Origin of the sequence: Pseudomonas putida (assembly GCA_029953615.1) — a bacterium.
Classification (GTDB): Bacteria; Pseudomonadota; Gammaproteobacteria; order Pseudomonadales; family Pseudomonadaceae; genus Aquipseudomonas.
The window spans coordinates 2460498-2478480 of the sequence record CP124529.1 but is presented as its reverse complement, the minus strand read 5'-3'; the positions used below and the strand labels follow the sequence as shown (position 1 = coordinate 2478480).

The window sequence follows — 17983 nt, the reverse complement described above, 5'->3', positions numbered from 1 at the left end:
ACTGCGTACTACGAAAGTGGTGGAGCCAAGCGGGATCGAACCGCTGACCTCCTGCGTGCAAGGCAGGCGCTCTCCCAGCTGAGCTATGGCCCCGTATTCTACGGCTAAACCATGTAATGGTAGGTCTGGGCAGATTTGAACTGCCGACCTCACCCTTATCAGGGGTGCGCTCTAACCAACTGAGCTACAGACCTATAACAGGGTCGCGTTACAGCATCGTCTTTTACAATGAATCAAGCAATTCGTGTGGGAGCTCATCAGCAGGCTGATGTCGTCGATTAAGGAGGTGATCCAGCCGCAGGTTCCCCTACGGCTACCTTGTTACGACTTCACCCCAGTCATGAATCACACCGTGGTAACCGTCCCCCCGAAGGTTAGACTAGCTACTTCTGGTGCAACCCACTCCCATGGTGTGACGGGCGGTGTGTACAAGGCCCGGGAACGTATTCACCGCGACATTCTGATTCGCGATTACTAGCGATTCCGACTTCACGCAGTCGAGTTGCAGACTGCGATCCGGACTACGATCGGTTTTGTGAGATTAGCTCCACCTCGCGGCTTGGCAACCCTCTGTACCGACCATTGTAGCACGTGTGTAGCCCAGGCCGTAAGGGCCATGATGACTTGACGTCATCCCCACCTTCCTCCGGTTTGTCACCGGCAGTCTCCTTAGAGTGCCCACCATAACGTGCTGGTAACTAAGGACAAGGGTTGCGCTCGTTACGGGACTTAACCCAACATCTCACGACACGAGCTGACGACAGCCATGCAGCACCTGTGTCAGAGTTCCCGAAGGCACCAATCCATCTCTGGAAAGTTCTCTGCATGTCAAGGCCTGGTAAGGTTCTTCGCGTTGCTTCGAATTAAACCACATGCTCCACCGCTTGTGCGGGCCCCCGTCAATTCATTTGAGTTTTAACCTTGCGGCCGTACTCCCCAGGCGGTCAACTTAATGCGTTAGCTGCGCCACTAAAATCTCAAGGATTCCAACGGCTAGTTGACATCGTTTACGGCGTGGACTACCAGGGTATCTAATCCTGTTTGCTCCCCACGCTTTCGCACCTCAGTGTCAGTATCAGTCCAGGTGGTCGCCTTCGCCACTGGTGTTCCTTCCTATATCTACGCATTTCACCGCTACACAGGAAATTCCACCACCCTCTACCGTACTCTAGCTCGCCAGTTTTGGATGCAGTTCCCAGGTTGAGCCCGGGGCTTTCACATCCAACTTAACGAACCACCTACGCGCGCTTTACGCCCAGTAATTCCGATTAACGCTTGCACCCTCTGTATTACCGCGGCTGCTGGCACAGAGTTAGCCGGTGCTTATTCTGTCGGTAACGTCAAAACAGCAAGGTATTAGCTTACTGCCCTTCCTCCCAACTTAAAGTGCTTTACAATCCGAAGACCTTCTTCACACACGCGGCATGGCTGGATCAGGCTTTCGCCCATTGTCCAATATTCCCCACTGCTGCCTCCCGTAGGAGTCTGGACCGTGTCTCAGTTCCAGTGTGACTGATCATCCTCTCAGACCAGTTACGGATCGTCGCCTTGGTGAGCCATTACCCCACCAACTAGCTAATCCGACCTAGGCTCATCTGATAGCGCAAGGCCCGAAGGTCCCCTGCTTTCTCCCGTAGGACGTATGCGGTATTAGCGTTCCTTTCGAAACGTTGTCCCCCACTACCAGGCAGATTCCTAGGCATTACTCACCCGTCCGCCGCTGAATCAAGGAGCAAGCTCCCGTCATCCGCTCGACTTGCATGTGTTAGGCCTGCCGCCAGCGTTCAATCTGAGCCATGATCAAACTCTTCAGTTCAATACTGCTTGGGTTTTTAAGAAACCCTAAACTTGGCTCAGCAATCTCAAATGACTATGTGATTTCTCGCATGGCCACTTGTGATGCTGATAATCTTTGTGACTATCAGTCCGTACTCACAAGCACCCACACGAATTGCTTGATTCGATTTGTTAAAGAGCGTTTGGTTAAGAGTTTTTCGTCTCAACCGAGGCGCGCATTCTACGCTTTCCTCATTTGCTGTCAAGCGTTTATTTTGAAGTTTCTACGAGAAACTCGTTTGACTTCAGACACTTAACTCGCTTCGATCTCTCGTCGCGGGAGGTGAATAATACAGCATTCAAAAACGCTGTCAACCACCTTTTTACCACTGGCTGGCCGTTCAGCCCACCAGGAGAAGCGATAGCTTCTACTTAAAGACAAAACCCCTACCTGCATGTGCAGATAGGGGTTTTGCGAAATGAATCTTGACGATGACCTACTCTCACATGGGGAAACCCCACACTACCATCGGCGATGCATCGTTTCACTGCTGAGTTCGGGATGGGATCAGGTGGTTCCAATGCTCTATGGTCGTCAAGAAATTCTGTTGCCAGAATGTCTTTTGAACACTCTTGGCTAATTCGGATATGTGATTTTGTGAAGTTGCGAACTTTCGGTTCTTTCGTCTTCACCACCACAATTTGGCTTTCGTGCGCAAATTGCTTGGGTGTTATATGGCCAAGCCTCACGGGCAATTAGTATTGGTTAGCTCAACGCCTCACAGCGCTTACACACCCAACCTATCAACGTCGTAGTCTTCGACGGCCCTTCAGGGGATTCAAGATCCCAGTGAGATCTCATCTTGAGGCAAGTTTCCCGCTTAGATGCTTTCAGCGGTTATCTCTTCCGAACATAGCTACCCGGCAATGCCACTGGCGTGACAACCGGAACACCAGAGGTTCGTCCACTCCGGTCCTCTCGTACTAGGAGCAGCCCCTCTCAAATCTCAAACGTCCACGGCAGATAGGGACCGAACTGTCTCACGACGTTCTAAACCCAGCTCGCGTACCACTTTAAATGGCGAACAGCCATACCCTTGGGACCGGCTTCAGCCCCAGGATGTGATGAGCCGACATCGAGGTGCCAAACACCGCCGTCGATATGAACTCTTGGGCGGTATCAGCCTGTTATCCCCGGAGTACCTTTTATCCGTTGAGCGATGGCCCTTCCATACAGAACCACCGGATCACTAAGACCTACTTTTCGTACCTGCTCGACGTGTTTGTCTCGCAGTCAAGCGCGCTTTTGCCTTTATACTCTACGACCGATTTCCGACCGGTCTGAGCGCACCTTCGTACTCCTCCGTTACTCTTTGGGAGGAGACCGCCCCAGTCAAACTACCCACCATACACTGTCCTCGATCCGGATAACGGACCTGAGTTAGAACCTCAAAGTTGCCAGGGTGGTATTTCAAGGATGGCTCCATGAGAACTGGCGTCCCCACTTCAAAGCCTCCCACCTATCCTACACAAGCAAATTCAAAGTCCAGTGCAAAGCTATAGTAAAGGTTCACGGGGTCTTTCCGTCTAGCCGCGGATACACTGCATCTTCACAGCGATTTCAATTTCACTGAGTCTCGGGTGGAGACAGCGCCGCCATCGTTACGCCATTCGTGCAGGTCGGAACTTACCCGACAAGGAATTTCGCTACCTTAGGACCGTTATAGTTACGGCCGCCGTTTACCGGGGCTTCGATCAAGAGCTTCGCTTGCGCTAACCCCATCAATTAACCTTCCGGCACCGGGCAGGCGTCACACCCTATACGTCCACTTTCGTGTTTGCAGAGTGCTGTGTTTTTAATAAACAGTCGCAGCGGCCTGGTATCTTCGACCGGCATGGGCTTACGGAGCAAGTCCTTCACCCTCGCCGGCGCACCTTCTCCCGAAGTTACGGTGCCATTTTGCCTAGTTCCTTCACCCGAGTTCTCTCAAGCGCCTTGGTATTCTCTACCTAACCACCTGTGTCGGTTTGGGGTACGGTTCCCAGTTATCTGAAGCTTAGGAGCTTTTTCTTGGAAGCATGGTATCAACCACTTCGTCGCCTAGAGGCAACTCGTCATCAGCTCTCGGCCTTGAAATCCCGGATTTGCCTAAGATTCCAGCCTACCACCTTAAACCTGGACAACCAACGCCAGGCTGGCCTAACCTTCTCCGTCCCTCCATCGCAATAACTGGAAGTACAGGAATATTAACCTGTTTTCCATCGACTACGCTTTTCAGCCTCGCCTTAGGGACCGACTAACCCTGCGTCGATTAACGTTGCGCAGGAAACCTTGGTCTTTCGGCGTGCGAGTTTTTCACTCGCATTGTCGTTACTCATGTCAGCATTCGCACTTCTGATACCTCCAGCAAGCTTCTCAACTCACCTTCACAGGCTTACAGAACGCTCCTCTACCGCGTCATCAAAGATGACACCCGTAGCTTCGGTGCATGGTTTGAGCCCCGTTACATCTTCCGCGCAGGCCGACTCGACTAGTGAGCTATTACGCTTTCTTTAAAGGGTGGCTGCTTCTAAGCCAACCTCCTAGCTGTCTAAGCCTTCCCACATCGTTTCCCACTTAACCATGACTTTGGGACCTTAGCTGACGGTCTGGGTTGTTTCCCTTTTCACGACGGACGTTAGCACCCGCCGTGTGTCTCCCATGCTCGGCACTTCCAGGTATTCGGAGTTTGCATCGGTTTGGTAAGTCGGGATGACCCCCTAGCCGAAACAGTGCTCTACCCCCTGGAGTGATACATGAGGCGCTACCTAAAATAGCTTTCGAGGAGAACCAGCTATCTCCGAGCTTGATTAGCCTTTCACTCCGATCCACAGGTCATCCGCTAACTTTTCAACGGTAGTCGGTTCGGTCCTCCAGTCAGTGTTACCTAACCTTCAACCTGCCCATGGATAGATCGCCCGGTTTCGGGTCTATACCCAGCGACTAAACGCCCTATTAAGACTCGCTTTCGCTACGCCTCCCCTATTCGGTTAAGCTCGCCACTGAATATAAGTCGCTGACCCATTATACAAAAGGTACGCAGTCACCTAACAAAGTAGGCTCCCACTGCTTGTACGCATACGGTTTCAGGTTCTATTTCACTCCCTCTCCGGGGTTCTTTTCGCCTTTTCCCTCACGGTACTGGTTCACTATCGGTCAGTCAGTAGTATTTAGCCTTGGAGGATGGTCCCCCCATATTCAGACAAAGTTTCTCGTGCTCCGTCCTACTCGATTTCATTGACAAGAGATTTTCGTGTACGGGGCTATCACCCACTATGGCCGCACTTTCCAGAGCGTTCCACTAATCTCAAATCAACTTAAGGGCTGGTCCCCGTTCGCTCGCCACTACTAAGGGAATCTCGGTTGATTTCTTTTCCTCAGGGTACTTAGATGTTTCAGTTCCCCTGGTTCGCCTCTTGCACCTATGTATTCAGTACAAGATACTCAGCTTATGCTGAGTGGGTTCCCCCATTCAGAGATCTCTGGATCACAGTCTGTTTGCCGACTCCCCAAAGCTTATCGCAGGCTACCACGTCTTTCATCGCCTCTGACTGCCAAGGCATCCACCGTATGCGCTTCTTCACTTGACCATATAACCCCAAGCAATCTGGTTATACTGTGAAGACGACATTCGCCGAAAATTCGCACGTTGCGCTTTCGCGCAGAACTCACAAATTTTACCTTAGCCTGATTAACCAGCAGTGAAACTGGTCATCAGTCTATATCTATCACATATCCGAATTTTTAAAGAACGGTCTGACAAAAGCCAGAAATCAACATTCGATGCGAATGTTCATTTCCAGGTTCTGATCAGGAACAACACAAGACCTGTTCAAGGCCCTGATCGTCTTCAACCATGAATCAAGCAATTCGTGTGGGAGCTCATCAGCAGGCTGATGTCGTCGATTAAGGAGGTGATCCAGCCGCAGGTTCCCCTACGGCTACCTTGTTACGACTTCACCCCAGTCATGAATCACACCGTGGTAACCGTCCTCCCGAAGGTTAGACTAGCTACTTCTGGTGCAACCCACTCCCATGGTGTGACGGGCGGTGTGTACAAGGCCCGGGAACGTATTCACCGCGACATTCTGATTCGCGATTACTAGCGATTCCGACTTCACGCAGTCGAGTTGCAGACTGCGATCCGGACTACGATCGGTTTTGTGAGATTAGCTCCACCTCGCGGCTTGGCAACCCTCTGTACCGACCATTGTAGCACGTGTGTAGCCCAGGCCGTAAGGGCCATGATGACTTGACGTCATCCCCACCTTCCTCCGGTTTGTCACCGGCAGTCTCCTTAGAGTGCCCACCATAACGTGCTGGTAACTAAGGACAAGGGTTGCGCTCGTTACGGGACTTAACCCAACATCTCACGACACGAGCTGACGACAGCCATGCAGCACCTGTGTCAGAGTTCCCGAAGGCACCAATCCATCTCTGGAAAGTTCTCTGCATGTCAAGGCCTGGTAAGGTTCTTCGCGTTGCTTCGAATTAAACCACATGCTCCACCGCTTGTGCGGGCCCCCGTCAATTCATTTGAGTTTTAACCTTGCGGCCGTACTCCCCAGGCGGTCAACTTAATGCGTTAGCTGCGCCACTAAAATCTCAAGGATTCCAACGGCTAGTTGACATCGTTTACGGCGTGGACTACCAGGGTATCTAATCCTGTTTGCTCCCCACGCTTTCGCACCTCAGTGTCAGTATCAGTCCAGGTGGTCGCCTTCGCCACTGGTGTTCCTTCCTATATCTACGCATTTCACCGCTACACAGGAAATTCCACCACCCTCTACCGTACTCTAGCTCGCCAGTTTTGGATGCAGTTCCCAGGTTGAGCCCGGGGCTTTCACATCCAACTTAACGAACCACCTACGCGCGCTTTACGCCCAGTAATTCCGATTAACGCTTGCACCCTCTGTATTACCGCGGCTGCTGGCACAGAGTTAGCCGGTGCTTATTCTGTCGGTAACGTCAAAACAGCAAGGTATTAGCTTACTGCCCTTCCTCCCAACTTAAAGTGCTTTACAATCCGAAGACCTTCTTCACACACGCGGCATGGCTGGATCAGGCTTTCGCCCATTGTCCAATATTCCCCACTGCTGCCTCCCGTAGGAGTCTGGACCGTGTCTCAGTTCCAGTGTGACTGATCATCCTCTCAGACCAGTTACGGATCGTCGCCTTGGTGAGCCATTACCTCACCAACTAGCTAATCCGACCTAGGCTCATCTGATAGCGCAAGGCCCGAAGGTCCCCTGCTTTCTCCCGTAGGACGTATGCGGTATTAGCGTTCCTTTCGAAACGTTGTCCCCCACTACCAGGCAGATTCCTAGGCATTACTCACCCGTCCGCCGCTGAATCAAGGAGCAAGCTCCCGTCATCCGCTCGACTTGCATGTGTTAGGCCTGCCGCCAGCGTTCAATCTGAGCCATGATCAAACTCTTCAGTTCAATACTGCTTGGATTTTTAAGAAACCCTAAACTTGGCTCAGCAATCTCAAATGACTATGTGATTTCTCGCATGGCCACTTGTGATGCTGATAATCTTTTTGACTATCAGTCCGTACTCACAAGCACCCACACGAATTGCTTGATTCGATTTGTTAAAGAGCGTTTGGTTAAGAGCTTTTCGTCTCAACCGAGGCGCGCATTCTACGCTTTCCTCATTTGCTGTCAAGCGTTTATTTTGAAGTTTTTTGCGAAAACTCGTTTAGCTTCAAACACTTGACTCGCTGCGATCTCTCGTAGCGGGAGGCGAATCATACAGCGTTTAGAAGCGCTGTCAACCACCATCTCAACCGCTATCGATCATTCGACCGAAGCACTCCTGATACTACCTGAATTGCTTAACTAATTGATTTTCAAGAAGTTTTGCGCTTCGACTACGTCAGAAGTGGGGCGCATTATAAGGGGATTCGAAACCGCGTCAACCCTTAATTTCAAGAAACCCTGAAATCGCTGAAAAGCAAAGCGGGGAGGCCTGACGGCCTCCCCGCTTTTCACCAAGGCCACACGCCCTTAAAGCACGCCGGCACTGCGCAGCCGTTGCACCTCATCGGCATCCAGCCCCAATACATCCTCCAGCACCACCTCGGTATGCTCACCCAGCAGCGGCGGCGCCCGACGGTACTCCACCGGCGTCTCCGACAGCCGTATCGGGCTCGCCACCTGCGGCACACTTCCCGCCAACGGATGCGGAATGTTCACCGCCAACCCGCGCGCCAGCACCTGCGGATCCTGGAACATCTGCGCCAGGTCGTTGATAGGCCCGCACGGCACCCCAGCAGCCTCCAGCTGGCTCACCCACTGCGCCGTGGTCTTGAACACCGTGGCCTGGCGAATCAATGGAATCAGCTCGGCCCGGTTGGCCACTCGCAGCTTGTTGGTAACGAAACGTGGATCGTCCGCCCATTGCGGCTGCCCGGCCACCTCGGCGAACTTCCGGAATTGGCTGTCGTTGCCCACGGTAAGAATGAAGTCGCCATCCGCCGTCGGGAAGTCCTGATAAGGCACGATATTGGGGTGGGCATTACCCAGACGACGAGGCGGGTTGCCCGTGGTCAGGTAATTCATGGCTTGGTTCGCCAGGCACGCCACCTGCACATCGAGCAATGCCATGTCGACATGCTGGCCCACCCCGGTCTGCTCCCGATGGGCGAGGGCAGCGAGGATCGCCACCGTGGAATACAGCCCGGTCAGGATGTCGGTCAGCGCCACCCCAACCTTGACCGGCCCCGCACCTTCTTCACCCTCCGGGCGGCCGGTCAGGCTCATCAGCCCGCCCAACCCCTGGATCATGAAGTCATATCCCGCGCGCTTGGCATAAGGCCCGGTCTGGCCAAACCCGGTGATCGAACAATAGATAAGCCGCGGATTGATCGCCTTCAGGCTCTGGTAGTCCAGGCCATAGGCAGCCAACCCACCGACTTTGAAGTTTTCGATGACGATATCGGACTTCGCCGCCAGTTCACGCACCAGGCGCTGCCCCTCGGCCTGAGTGAAGTCGATGGTCACCGAGCGCTTGTTGCGGTTGGCCGACAGGTAATAGGCCGCCTCACTGGTGTTCTCACCCTCGGCATCCTTGAGGAAGGGCGGCCCCCATGAACGGGTATCGTCACCACTGCCAGGGCGCTCGACCTTGATCACATCAGCGCCAAGGTCAGCGAGGATCTGGCCAGACCATGGGCCGGCCAACACGCGAGAAAGGTCCAGCACCCGCAGATGTGATAGCGCGCCCATAGGCTGGCTCCTTATCAATAGAAGGCCTGGATGCCGGTCTGCGCACGCCCCAGGATCAGTGCATGCACATCGTGGGTACCTTCATAGGTGTTGACCACCTCCAGGTTGACCAGGTGACGGGCTACGCCAAACTCGTCAGAAATACCGTTGCCACCCAGCATGTCACGCGCCATGCGGGCAATATCCAGCGCCTTGCCGCAGGAGTTGCGCTTCATGATCGAAGTAATCTCCACTGCAGCCGTACCTTCGTCCTTCATCCGCCCCAGACGCAGGCAGCCCTGCAGCGCAAGGGTGATTTCGGTCTGCATGTCGGCCAGCTTTTTCTGGATCAACTGGTTGGCCGCCAACGGACGGCCAAATTGCTGACGGTCCAGGGTGTACTGACGCGCGGTGTGCCAGCAAGCTTCGGCGGCACCCAGCGCACCCCAGGAGATGCCATAGCGGGCCGAGTTCAGACAGGTGAACGGGCCTTTGAGGCCGCGCACATCCGGGAAGATGTTTTCCTCCGGCACGAACACGTTGTCCATGACGATTTCGCCAGTGATCGAGGCGCGCAGGCCGACCTTGCCGTGGATCGCCGGGGCGCTGAGGCCTTCCCAACCCTTTTCCAGGACAAAGCCGCGAATATCACCCGCATCATCCTTGGCCCAGACCACGAACACATCGGCGATCGGGCTGTTGGTGATCCACATCTTGCTACCGGTCAGGCGGTAGCCGCCATCGACCTTCCGGGCACGGGTGATCATCGAGCCCGGGTCGGAGCCGTGGTTAGGCTCGGTCAGGCCAAAGCAACCGATCCACTCTCCGCTGGCCAGCTTGGGCAGGTACTTCTGCTTTTGCGCCTCGGTACCGAACTCGTTGATTGGCACCATCACCAGCGACGACTGTACGCTCATCATCGAACGGTAACCCGAGTCGATGCGCTCTACCTCGCGAGCAATCAGGCCGTAGCACACATAGTTCAGGCCACTGCCACCGTATTGCTCGGGAATGGTGGCGCCCAGCAACCCGACCTCACCCATTTCACGGAAGATCGCCGGGTCGGTCTGCTCATGACGGAAGGCCTCGAGCACACGCGGGGCCAGCTTGTCCTGGGCGAACTGATAAGCGCTGTCACGCACCATGCGCTCTTCTTCAGTGAGCTGCTGATCGAGCAGCAGCGGGTCGATCCAGTTGAAGCTTGCTTTACCGGCCATGAGCGAAATCCTCGAAATAGGGGGCAGTTTCTTGTGCCTTTGAGCCTAGGCCTGATCGGCCGCCGGGACAAACGAGGATTGCGCACCAATTAGTGATAATTTATCACTTCGTAAATCGGCAAAATGCCATATTGACAGCCTTACGAGTGAGGTTGACGTACATGCGCCGCAAGATTCCCAGTACCGCTGCCCTGGTTTGCTTCGAGGCGGCGGCGCGCAACGAGAGCTTTACCAAGGCCGCCCAGGAACTTGCCCTGACCCAGGGCGCCGTCTGTCGGCAGATAGGTGGCCTGGAAGCCTTCCTTAATGTGGAACTGTTCCGCCGCTCTCGCCGTGGCGTGAAGCTGACCGAAGCCGGCCTTTCCTACAGCCGCCAGGTGGCAGCCCAACTGGACGCGGTAGAGCGCGATACGCTGTCGGTAATGCGCCAGCAGGGCGCCAACGTGATCGAACTGGCCGTGGTGCCTACCTTCGGTACTCAGTGGCTGCTGCCGCGGCTCAAGGACTTCCAGCAGCGCCACCCGGAGGTCACGGTCAATCTCACCAACCGCACCCGGCCTTTCCTGTTTGCCGACACCACCTTCGATGCTGCCATCTATTTCGGCGATGCCGACTGGTCCGGGACCCAGTCGCACCGGCTGATGGGGGAAAACCCGGTACCGGTGTGCAGCCCGGCGCTGCTGGGCGGGCAGGGTGCGCTTGACGCGCAGCGCATTGCACAACTGCCACTGCTGCAGCAGAGCACGCGCCCCTATGCCTGGCGGCAGTGGTTCGACAGCGTCGGCATGAATGTGGAGCGCGACATGACAGGCCCGCGCTATGAACTATTCTCGATGCTCGCCCAGGCGGCCATGCATGAGATGGGCATCGCCCTGATTCCGCCGTTCCTGATCCAGCGCGAGTTGGAGGAGGGTAGGCTGGTGGTCGCTAACAGGCATGCCCTGAGCAGTGACAAGGCCTACTATCTGATGATTCCGGAGCGCAAGGTGGAGTCGGCTTCGCTACGCGCGTTCCGTGACTGGCTGGTGAGCCAGGCTCAGGCGTACACGGCAAAGACGTAGGGAAGCGCGACAAGCTGACCCCGTAGTCAAATATTTTAAACACCTACAGATATATGTATTTGTCGCATCTGCATAAACTGTTATGCAGGCGCAAAAATCCTCTTCAACCCTGCTTAAAGCGCGGCTTTGCGGGCTATTTTGCGACATTCACAAAGCCGTAAGCGAATTGACCGGAAATTTTTTGGTTTTTTCTCCTAATCTGCCAATAGCCTGTGTTTGACGGGCCGCAGCCTGACCGTTGCGACATACGGTCACAGGGTGACTTGTAGTTTTGACTTCGTTTCGCTCCAGAACCGGTTGAAGGCCCCTGGCTTCGTCTGCAAAATGCTTCGCCCGCCCGGGATTCGGCGGGTCGGCGCTCCACAGCCGCCCCAGCGCACCATCCGAAGTGTGCTGGCTTTTACAAAGACAAAAGGTCACCGCAGGAGAAATAGTCGTGCACATTGGTGTTCCTCTCGAGACGCAGACCGGTGAGACAAGGGTCGCTGCGACCCCGGAAACCATCAAGAAACTGATTGGCCAGGGCCATCAGGTCACCGTCCAACGGGGGGCAGGGCTCAACGCCAGCATTCCGGACAGTGCCTATGAGGCCGTGGGCGCTTCCCTGGGGAACGCAGCCGATGCCTACGGCGCTCAATTGGTACTGAAAGTGGTCGCCCCCAACGACCAGGAACTGGCCCTGATCAACAGTGGCAGCGTCCTGGTGGGCATGCTCAATCCCTTCAACAGCGAGCTGATCGGCAAGATGGCCGAACGCGGAATTACCGCCTTCGCCCTGGAAGCCGCGCCGCGCACCTCACGGGCGCAGAGCCTGGACGTGCTGTCGTCGCAGGCCAACATCGCCGGTTACAAGGCGGTGTTGCTGGCTGCCCATCACTACCCACGTTTCATGCCCATGCTGATGACCGCCGCCGGTACGGTAAAGGCCGCGCGCGTGCTGATCCTGGGCGCGGGTGTTGCCGGCCTGCAGGCCATTGCCACGGCCAAGCGCCTGGGTGCAGTGATCGAGGCGTCCGATGTACGCCCGGCCGTGAAGGAGCAGATCGAGTCGCTAGGCGCCAAGTTCATCGACGTGCCCTACGAGACCGATGAGGAGCGTGAGTGCGCCGAAGGTGTCGGCGGTTATGCCCGGCCGATGCCGGCCAGCTGGATGCAACGCCAGGCCCAGGCCGTGCACGAACGCGCCAGGCAGGCGGATATCGTCATCACCACTGCGCTGATCCCGGGGCGCAAGGCGCCGACCCTGCTCAGCGCCGAAACCGTGGCACAGATGAAACCCGGCTCGGTAGTCATCGACCTCGCAGCAGCCCAGGGTGGCAACTGCCCGCTGACCGTCGCTGACCAGGTGGTAAAGGAGAACGGCGTGATCATCGTCGGACCGACCAACCTGCCGGCTCAGGTGGGCGCCGATGCCTCGGCACTGTATGCCCGCAACCTGCTGGACTTCATGAAGCTGCTGTTCGACAAGGACGGCGCGCTGGTCATCAACCTCGAAGACGACATCGTCGCGGCCTGCCTGATGTGCCGTGATGGCCAGGTCGTCCGCAAGAACGGCTAAGGAGCACGACAATGGAAGACATGCTGATTTCCCATGGCATCTACAACCTGATCATCTTCGTGCTGGCCATTTATGTGGGCTACCACGTGGTGTGGAACGTCACGCCGGCGCTGCACACGCCGCTGATGGCCGTGACCAACGCTATCTCCGCGATCGTCATCGTCGGTGCCATGCTGGCCGCTGCCCTGACGGTAACCCCGGCCGGCAAGCTGATGGGCACCCTTGCAGTGGCCTTGGCCGCGGTCAACGTGTTCGGTGGCTTCCTGGTCACCCGTCGCATGCTGGAGATGTTCAAGAAGAAAACCAAGAACGAGGCGCAGAAGTAAGCATGAGCATGAATCTGGTAACGCTCCTCTACCTCGTCGCCTCGGTGTGCTTCATCCAGGCGCTCAAGGGCCTGTCGCACCCGACCACCTCGCGGCGCGGCAACCTGTTCGGCATGATCGGCATGGGCATCGCCATCGTCACCACGGTCGGCCTCATTTATAAGCTCGGGGCCGAGCTTGCTACCGCCGGTATCGGCTACGTGCTCGTCGGCCTGCTGGTCGGCGGCACCGCCGGCTCGATCATGGCCAAGCGCGTCGAGATGACCAAGATGCCGGAACTGGTCGCCTTCATGCACAGCATGATCGGCCTGGCTGCGGTGTTCATCGCCATCGCCGCGGTGCTGGAACCGCAATCGATGGGCATCGTTGCCGCCATCAGCGACCCGATCCCCACCGGCAACCGCCTGGAGCTGTTCCTCGGCGCAGCCATCGGTGCCATTACCTTCTCCGGCTCGGTGATCGCCTTTGGCAAGCTGTCGGGCAAGTACAAGTTCCGCCTGTTCCAGGGCGCACCGGTACAGTTCGCCGGCCAGCACAAGCTGAACCTGATCCTCGGCCTTACCACTATCGCCCTGGGCCTGCTATTTACCTTTACTGGCCATTACAGTGCCTTCACCCTGATGCTGGTTTTGGCCTTCATCATGGGTGTGCTGATCATTATTCCGATCGGCGGCGCCGACATGCCGGTGGTGGTGTCGATGCTCAACAGCTATTCGGGCTGGGCCGCTGCCGGTATCGGCTTCTCACTGAACAACTCGATGCTGATCATCGCAGGCTCCCTGGTCGGCTCGTCCGGTGCCATCCTCTCGTACATCATGTGCAAGGCGATGAACCGTTCGTTCTTCAACGTCATCCTCGGTGGCTTCGGTGGTGATACCGATGCCGGCGCCGCGCAAGGCTCGAAAGAGCAGCGCCCGGTGAAGTCTGGTTCGGCCGACGATGCCACCTTCCTGCTCAGCAACGCCGACAGCGTGATCATCGTCCCGGGCTACGGCCTGGCGGTAGCCCGCGCCCAGCACGCGCTGAAGGAACTGACCGAGAAGCTGAGCCACAACGGTGTGACCGTGAAGTACGCGATCCACCCGGTGGCGGGCCGTATGCCCGGGCACATGAACGTGCTGCTGGCCGAGGCCGAAGTGCCGTACGACCAGGTGTTCGAAATGGAAGACATCAACGCCGAGTTCGGCCAGGCCGATGTGGTGCTGGTGCTGGGCGCCAACGACGTGGTCAACCCGGCGGCGAAGAACGATCCCAAGTCGCCGATCGCCGGCATGCCGATCCTCGAAGCGTTCAAGGCCAAGACCATCATCGTCAACAAGCGCTCGATGGCCAGCGGTTATGCCGGCCTGGACAACGAACTGTTCTATCTCGACAAGACCATGATGGTGTTCGGCGACGCCAAGAAGGTCATCGAAGACATGGTGAAAGCGGTAGAGTGACAGCGGCCGCTGCAAACCAGCTGATATAAAGGAAGCCCCGGTCAGAATCTGCCGGGGCTTTTCTTTTATTGATCCGGATCAACGGCTCTATTCCCGGGCTTCTCATACGACCATGGTCGTGGGACGGCAGGGGGCGAAGTCTCTAGACTGCGCTGCAGTAGTTTCAGTAGCCCGAGATAACAATCCATGTACCGTGATCGTATCCGCTTGTCCTCCCTGCACAGCAAGGTAATGAGTGCGGCTGATGCCGCTGGTCTGATCGAGGACGGCATGACCGTCGGCATGAGCGGTTTCACCCGCGCCGGCGAAGCCAAGGCCGTACCGCATGCACTGGCCGAACGTGCCAAGCAATCGCCACTGAAAATCAGCCTGATGACCGGCGCCAGCCTGGGCAACGACCTGGACAAGCAACTGACCGAGGCCGGCGTGCTGGCTCGCCGCATGCCGTTCCAGGTCGACAGCACCCTGCGCAAGGCCATCAACGACGGCCAGGTGATGTTCATCGACCAGCACCTGTCGGAAACCGTCGAGCAACTGCGCAACCAGCAGCTGAAGCTGCCGGACATCGCGGTCATCGAAGCCGTGGCCATCACCGAGCAAGGCCACATCGTACCAACCACCTCGGTGGGCAACTCGGCCAGCTTCGCAATCTTCGCCAAGCAGGTAATTGTCGAGATCAACCTCTCGCACAATACCAACCTCGAAGGCCTGCACGACATCTATATCCCGACCTACCGCCCGACCCGCACGCCAATCCCGCTGATCAAGGTCGACGACCGTATCGGCAGCACCGCCATCCCGATCGACCCGGCCAAAATCGTCGGCATCGTCATCAGCGACCAGCCGGACTCGCCGTCCACCGTACTGCCACCGGATGACGAAACCCAGGGCATCGCCGACCACCTGATCAACTTCTTCAAGAAAGAAGTCGAAGCTGGCCGCATGACCAACAAGCTCGGCCCACTGCAGGCCGGTATCGGCAGCATCGCCAATGCGGTGATGTGCGGCCTGATCGAGTCGCCGTTCGAAGACCTGACCATGTACTCCGAAGTACTGCAGGACTCCACCTTCGACCTGATCGATGCCGGCAAACTGAGCTTCGCCTCGGGCAGCTCGATCACCTTGTCGACCCGCCGCAACGCCGATGTGTTCGGCAACCTGGAGCGTTACAAGGACAAGCTGGTACTGCGCCCGCAAGAAATTTCCAACCACCCGGAAGTGGTCCGTCGCCTGGGCATCATCGGTATCAACACCGCGCTGGAATTCGATATCTACGGCAACGTCAATTCCACCCATGTCTGCGGCACCAGGATGATGAACGGCATCGGCGGCTCGGGTGACTTCGCCCGTAACGCCCACCTGGCCGTGTTCGTCACCAAGTCGATTGCCAAGGGTGGCGCGATTTCCAGCGTGGTGCCGATGGTCAGCCATGTCGACCACACCGAGCACGATGTGGACATCCTCGTCACCGAGCAAGGCCTGGCCGACCTGCGTGGCCTGGCGCCACGGGAGCGCGCCCGGGCGATCATCGACAACTGTGTGCATCCGGACTACCGCGCGGCACTGAACGACTACTTCGATCGTGCCTGCCAGCGAGGCGGCCATACCCCGCACATCCTGCGCGAAGCGCTGAGCTGGCACGAAAACCTGGAAGAAACCGGGCGCATGCTGGCTAGCTGATGCAGTGGTGGTACGGAACGGCGGCCCCGCTTCCGCTGTTCCGGCCTCTTCGCGGGCTTGCCCGCTCCCACAGGTCATGTGCACCCCTCAAGGGCAGCCCATTACCAGTGGGAGCGGGCAAGCCCGCGAATGGGCCATAGCAGTCAAACCCTTCTCTCGATGCACTCTGCCGCCTTCACTAGAACGAACTGTACTACTGTACTGGTATTTTCACGCCTTCCCGGCTGGCAAATCCCCACCCTTGGCTAAAAACGCACCAAATATGGGCGGACCAGTACAGTTGCGCCAGTTTCGGGTGCAACAGTAGGGTTACACAGTTAACTGGACCATCGTCTTTCAACTGAACTGTATCTACTGTTATGGACGACAGAGGAGGATCATTGGCATCAGTTAAATCACTACCTAATCCCGCCATAAGCGGAAGGATGAAACATCATGGAACGTACCCTCAGTTCCGGTCTGGTTTTCGAAAGCAACGCCCAACAATCCAACGCTTCGTTGCCGCTGCGCGCCCTGTCCACCCTGCTGCTGTGGCAGCGCCGCATGGCTAGCCGCCGTCAACTGGCTCGCCTGGACGCCCGTCTGCTGGCCGACGCCGGTATCAGCGAGTCGCAGCGTTACGAAGAGCTGAGCAAGCCTTTCTGGCGCTAAGCTCCGGCTTGCCGGCTTCGGCCGGCACCGCTAATTCCCAAAACCCGTCGCAGGTGACTGCGACGGGTTTTTTGTTTGCAGGCGGCATGATAGAGCCTTTTCCAAGCCAACCTGTACAGTTTCAAGAATACATAAACAAACCATAACAGTTTGTTGGCGCGCTGTTCATTAACATCCAGAAACACCGGCGCGTGATACGCTTGGCGTAACAGTCTGTTAGAACGCACTGTTGAAAAGTACCGCGACGAGCTGTGCGAGCGTCCGATAAAGCAGAACCACCCGACCCTAGTCCAGGAGTCCACGATCATGTCCCGTAAATACCTGATTGGCGCCGCCCTGATGCTGAGCCTGGCCGGCACCGCAAACGCCACCAGCTTCGTTGTCACCACTGACGCCGTCGTGGGCGCAGTAGCCGCGTCCACCGATGCCACTTCCGATATTTCATCCTCGTTCCGTGACGACAAGATCGTCCAGGCTGCCCGTGACGACGCCGCCAGCTTCGTTGGCAGCCAGGGCGACATCCGCGGTGCAAAGCTGGAAAGCGCTTTCCTGCACATCCGCTCGCAAATGCCAGCCCTGCAGGCCAGCGACGCACAACTGGCCCAGGCCATCCTGGCGCTCTGACCCGCGCTGAGCCGTTCGGCTGTGCTGGCCATTACCAGCACAGCCGTACCCATCTTGGTTGCCCACGTTTCCAGCTGTTGTAGAAACCATGCGTTATCTGTTGCCGTTGCTGTTCGCCGTTGCTGGCATGGCCAGTGCCCATGCCATGGATACCACCACGCAAGGCCTGGTCATCACCGGCTATGTCACCAGCCAGGTCACCACCGCACCGTTCGACCGCAAACTGGTCCGCCAGGCCCAGGACGATGCCGCTGCCTTTGTCGCCAGCGACGGCCAGATCCGCGGTGCGCGGCTGGAAGCAGCGCTGGAATCATTACGCCACAATTGCGCACGGCATAACGTCGGCGACCTGGAACTGGCGCAGGCAATTCTCGTCCAATAACTCATCTGACTCCCTGTA

The 17983-nt window shown here is 56.9% G+C and carries 10 protein-coding genes, 2 tRNA genes and 4 rRNA genes; 8 read left to right on the top strand and 8 right to left on the bottom strand.

The window, feature by feature from the left end; genetic code table 11:
- Positions 1 to 17 precede the first annotated feature (17 nt).
- The 8 genes from QIY50_11380 to QIY50_11345 all read right to left on the bottom strand — a co-directional run bounded on the left by QIY50_11380 (position 18) and on the right by QIY50_11345 (position 10244).
- Positions 18 to 93: transfer RNA gene (locus QIY50_11380), tRNA-Ala, on the bottom strand.
- 24 nt (positions 94 to 117) lie between these two features.
- Positions 118 to 194, bottom strand: a tRNA-Ile gene (locus QIY50_11375).
- An 85-nt stretch (positions 195 to 279) separates the two neighbouring features.
- A 16S ribosomal RNA gene (locus QIY50_11370) occupies positions 280 to 1816 on the bottom strand.
- 444 nt (positions 1817 to 2260) lie between these two features.
- A 5S ribosomal RNA gene (gene rrf, locus QIY50_11365) occupies positions 2261 to 2376 on the bottom strand.
- Positions 2377 to 2511: 135 nt separating this feature from the next.
- A 23S ribosomal RNA gene (locus QIY50_11360) occupies positions 2512 to 5406 on the bottom strand.
- Between the two features lie 317 nt (positions 5407 to 5723).
- Positions 5724 to 7260 (bottom strand): 16S ribosomal RNA (locus QIY50_11355).
- The 16S, 23S and 5S rRNA genes sit together here with 2 tRNA genes alongside, the layout of an rRNA operon.
- Positions 7261 to 7827: 567 nt before the next feature.
- Positions 7828 to 9048, bottom strand: a complete 1221-nt coding sequence (locus QIY50_11350; GenBank protein ID WGV22707.1) for a CaiB/BaiF CoA-transferase family protein — start codon at positions 9046 to 9048, stop codon at positions 7828 to 7830.
- A gap of 14 nt (positions 9049 to 9062) precedes the next feature.
- Positions 9063 to 10244, bottom strand: coding sequence for an acyl-CoA dehydrogenase (locus QIY50_11345; protein WGV22706.1), 1182 nt, complete (start codon positions 10242 to 10244; stop codon positions 9063 to 9065).
- Positions 10245 to 10405: 161 nt separating this feature from the next.
- Between QIY50_11345 and QIY50_11340 the strand changes: the two genes are divergently transcribed.
- The 8 genes from QIY50_11340 (at position 10406) to QIY50_11305 (ending at position 17965) form a co-directional block, all read left to right on the top strand.
- On the top strand, positions 10406 to 11305 hold the full coding sequence (locus tag QIY50_11340; GenBank protein ID WGV22705.1) for a LysR family transcriptional regulator: 900 nt from the start codon (positions 10406 to 10408) through the stop codon (positions 11303 to 11305).
- A gap of 436 nt (positions 11306 to 11741) precedes the next feature.
- Positions 11742 to 12863: a Re/Si-specific NAD(P)(+) transhydrogenase subunit alpha gene (locus QIY50_11335; GenBank protein WGV22704.1), complete on the top strand. Its 1122-nt coding sequence runs from the start codon at positions 11742 to 11744 to the stop codon at positions 12861 to 12863.
- An 11-nt stretch (positions 12864 to 12874) separates the two neighbouring features.
- Positions 12875 to 13189, top strand: a complete 315-nt coding sequence (locus QIY50_11330) for an NAD(P) transhydrogenase subunit alpha (protein WGV22703.1) — start codon at positions 12875 to 12877, stop codon at positions 13187 to 13189.
- A 2-nt stretch (positions 13190 to 13191) separates the two neighbouring features.
- Entirely contained in the window at positions 13192 to 14628 is a 1437-nt protein-coding gene (locus tag QIY50_11325) for an NAD(P)(+) transhydrogenase (Re/Si-specific) subunit beta (protein WGV22702.1), read from the top strand.
- A 186-nt stretch (positions 14629 to 14814) separates the two neighbouring features.
- Positions 14815 to 16308 (top strand): acetyl-CoA hydrolase/transferase family protein, encoded by a 1494-nt coding sequence (locus tag QIY50_11320; protein WGV22701.1) that lies wholly within the window; start codon positions 14815 to 14817, stop codon positions 16306 to 16308.
- Between the two features lie 435 nt (positions 16309 to 16743).
- Positions 16744 to 16959 (top strand): DUF1127 domain-containing protein, encoded by a 216-nt coding sequence (locus QIY50_11315; GenBank protein WGV22700.1) that lies wholly within the window; start codon positions 16744 to 16746, stop codon positions 16957 to 16959.
- Between the two features lie 306 nt (positions 16960 to 17265).
- Entirely contained in the window at positions 17266 to 17583 is a 318-nt protein-coding gene (locus QIY50_11310; GenBank protein ID WGV22699.1) for a DUF2388 domain-containing protein, read from the top strand.
- 88 nt (positions 17584 to 17671) lie between these two features.
- Complete coding sequence (locus QIY50_11305; GenBank protein ID WGV22698.1) at positions 17672 to 17965, top strand: DUF2388 domain-containing protein; 294 nt, start codon at positions 17672 to 17674, stop codon at positions 17963 to 17965.
- The last annotated feature ends 18 nt before the right edge of the window (positions 17966 to 17983 follow it).